Origin of the sequence: Falsiroseomonas selenitidurans, assembly GCF_012103215.1 — a bacterium.
GTDB classification, from domain to species: Bacteria; Pseudomonadota; Alphaproteobacteria; order Acetobacterales; family Acetobacteraceae; genus Falsiroseomonas; species Falsiroseomonas selenitidurans.
Genome location: NZ_JAAVNE010000109.1, coordinates 1 through 3,059, shown reverse-complemented (window position 1 = coordinate 3,059; position 3,059 = coordinate 1). Strand labels below are relative to the sequence as shown.

Below are 3,059 nucleotides of genomic sequence, written 5' to 3'. Positions count from 1 at the left end.
CAGGCGCGGCGCCGCCAGCCGCGTCGCCGGCGCGCGCCGCCGCAGCGCGCCATTGCCGCGCGCGCGCGCCGTCAGCTCCACGGCAAAATGCGCATCCTCGCCCGGCAGCGGCTTGGCCAGGCAATCGACGGCACCGAGGCGCATCGCCTCCATCGCCGCCTTCGCGCCCTGCGTCGTCAGGGTGGAGACGACGATGACGCGCAGCGCCGGATCGGCCTGCAGCATCAGCGGCAGCGCCGTCAGCCCGTCCATCACCGGCATCTCGAGATCCAGCACCGCCACGTCGATGCCGCCGCCGCGGATCGCGTCCACCGCTTCCCGGCCGTTTCGGGCGCGGGAGGCGACGCGCAGCGCCGGGTCCGCCTCCAGGATCCGCACCACGGCGGCGCGCGCCACGGCGCTGTCGTCGCAGACCAGCACCCGCAGCGGCTGAATGGTCATCGCCTTGCGTCCACCGGGGCGCAGGCGCCGAAGGCCAGCAGGCGGTCGGTGTCCAGTTCGATCAGCAGCTGGTCCTCCAGCCGGTGCACGGCCACCGCATGTTCGCGCCAGGCGCCCCGCAGCGTGTTCGGCACATCCGTGCGCAGGTCGGACGCCAGGGTCAGCACATCGCCCACCTTGTCGGCCAGCAGGCTGTAGAGTTCCGTCTGCTGTTCCACCACCACGCTCATCCGCTGCGCGCCGGGATCGGCCGGCGGCAGGCCGAGCCGTTCCCGCAGGTCCACCGCGGTGACGATGCGGCCGCGCAGGTTCAGCACGCCGGCGACGCCGGGGGGTGCCAGCGGCACGCGGGCGATGCGCTCGCAGCGGATCACGTCGCGCACCCGCGGCACCGGCACGCCGCACATGCGGCCGCCGACCTCGAGCGTCAGCAGCAGCCGCGGCTCGTCCATCACCATGCTCATGCCACGGCCCCCCCGGCGATGGCGCGGGAGAGGGCCTCCAGCACGCGATCGCGATCGAATTTCGCCACATATTCCGCGAAGCCCGCGCTGCGGCCGCGCACCAGGTCGGCCGGCGTGGACTTGCCGCTGAGCGCCACAACGGGGATCGACTTCCACGGCCCGGCCCGGCGCAGCTCGCGCAGCAGCTCGTAGCCGTCCATGCCCGGCATCTCGATGTCGCTCAGCACCGCGTCGAACATCGCGCCGTCCTCGCGCAGCGCCAGCGCCTGGGCGGCATCCGGGCAGGCGGTGACGTCGTAGCCGGCGGCGGTCAGCGCCGGGACGACGATCTGGCGGAAGAAGCCGCTATCCTCCACCAGCAGCAGGCGCGGCGCCTTGGCCTGCGGGTTGCCGAACCAGTTCGGGTCGCCCAGCCGAAGCCAATAGGCGCAGTCCAGCACATCCGTCGCCCGGCCGGCGACGATCGCGACGCCCAGGAAGCCCGCCACCGCGTCCGAGGGCCGCAGCACCAGCGTCTCCTCCAGCACGTCGATGATCTCGTCCACCATCAGGCCGAGCTGGCGGTTGCCGTCCTGGAACACCAGCACCGGCTGCGATCCATCCGGCCCGGGCGGCGTCCAGGCGCCCACCGGCACCAGCGGCATCAGCTGGCCGCGATGCTGCGCCGTCGGCCTTCCGCCCGCCGTCTCGATGCTTGCGCCGGGGAGCGATTCAAGCCGCGCGACGACACCCAGCGGCACCGCCACCGGGGTCTTCGAGCCGCCGGCGCGGAACAGCAGCACCTGGGTGCGCGCCGCATCCGTCGTGCGTTCCTCGGTGCTCTCCATGCTGCCGGCGCCGACGCTGGCCATGCGCGCCACGCCGGCCGGGTCGAGGATCATGATGATGCTGCCATCGCCGAGGATGGTGTTGCCGGAAAAGGCGGTCAGGTCGCGCAGGATCGGCGCCACCGGCTTCACCACGATCTCCTCCGTGTCGAAGACGCTGTCCACCAGGATGCCGAAGCGCCCCGAATCGCCCTGCAGCACGGCGACGAAGCCGGACACCGCCTTGCCCGCCTCCGGCGGCGGCTCCAGCCCCAGCTGCGGACCGAGCGCGACCAGCGGCAGCAGCTGCCCGCGCAGCCGCAGCACCGGCGCGGCATCCAGCCATTCCACCATGATGCCGCCGGCCTTCAGCCCCACCAGCTCCACCACCGTGGCCTGCGGGATGGCGAAGCGCTCGCCGGCGGATTGCACCACGAGGGCGGAGACGATGGCCAGGGTCAGCGGGATGCGGATGATGATGGCGGTGCCCTGCCCCGCCACGGTCTGCAGGTCCACCGTGCCGCCGATGCGCTCGATGTTGCTGCGCACGACATCCATGCCGACGCCGCGGCCGGAGACGGCGGTGATCGCCTCCGCGGTGGAGAAGCCGGCGCGGAAGACGAAGCGCGCCACATCCTCCTCCCGCATCACCGCCAGCTCCGCCTCCGTGGCCAGGCCGCGCTCCAGGGCGCGGGCGCGGACGCGGGCGAGGTCCAGGCCGCGGCCGTCATCGGTGATCTCGATGACGATGCGCCCGCCTTCCTGGCGGGCGGAGAGGTTGATCCGCCCGGTCTCCGGCTTGCCGGCCAGGCGTCGTGCCTCCGGTGTCTCCAGCCCGTGGTCGCAGCTGTTGCGGACGATGTGGGTCAGCGGGTCGCGGATCGATTCCAGCACCTGTCGATCCAGCTCGGTATCGCCGCCGGACATCGCCAGGTCGATCCGCTTGCCGAGTTCCGCGCCGAGGTCGCGGACGATTCGCGGCAGCGCGCCCCAGGCGGCGGAGACCGGCTGCATGCGCGTCTTCATCACCCCTTCCTGCAGGTCGGAGGTGATGCGGGAGAGCCGGCCGAGCGGCGCGGTGAAGGGCGAGGCGACCTCGCTGCGCGCGATCTGCAACAGCTGGTTGCGCACCAGCACGAGTTCGGAGGCGAGCGTCATCAACTCGTCCAGCACGCCGAGCGAGACGCGGATGCTGGTGGCGGTCGGCGGTGCGGCCACCGGCCCTGCAACCGGGGCTGCCCCCGGAACCGCCGCCGGCGCTGGTCGGGCGGCGGCCGGGTGGGGCGGGTTCGCCTGGCCGGCGGGCCGCGGCGCGGCCGGGGCCGGGCCGGATCCAGGCGGCCTCGCG

3 protein-coding genes are annotated in these 3,059 nt (G+C 73.4%); all 3 read right to left on the bottom strand.

The window, feature by feature from the left end; all coding sequences use genetic code 11:
• Positions 1-441 (bottom strand): response regulator (locus tag HEQ75_RS27485; protein ID WP_168035309.1); only part of this gene is annotated, 441 nt, incomplete at its 3' end.
• Positions 438-905: a chemotaxis protein CheW gene (locus tag HEQ75_RS27480; protein ID WP_209318813.1), complete on the bottom strand. Its 468-nt coding sequence runs from the start codon at positions 903-905 to the stop codon at positions 438-440. The genes HEQ75_RS27480 and HEQ75_RS27485, both read right to left, overlap by 4 nt.
• Positions 902-2,929: a hybrid sensor histidine kinase/response regulator gene (locus HEQ75_RS27475; RefSeq protein WP_328735034.1), complete on the bottom strand. Its 2,028-nt coding sequence runs from the start codon at positions 2,927-2,929 to the stop codon at positions 902-904. Before HEQ75_RS27475 ends, HEQ75_RS27480 begins: the two co-directional genes overlap by 4 nt.
• Positions 2,930-3,059 lie beyond the last annotated feature (130 nt).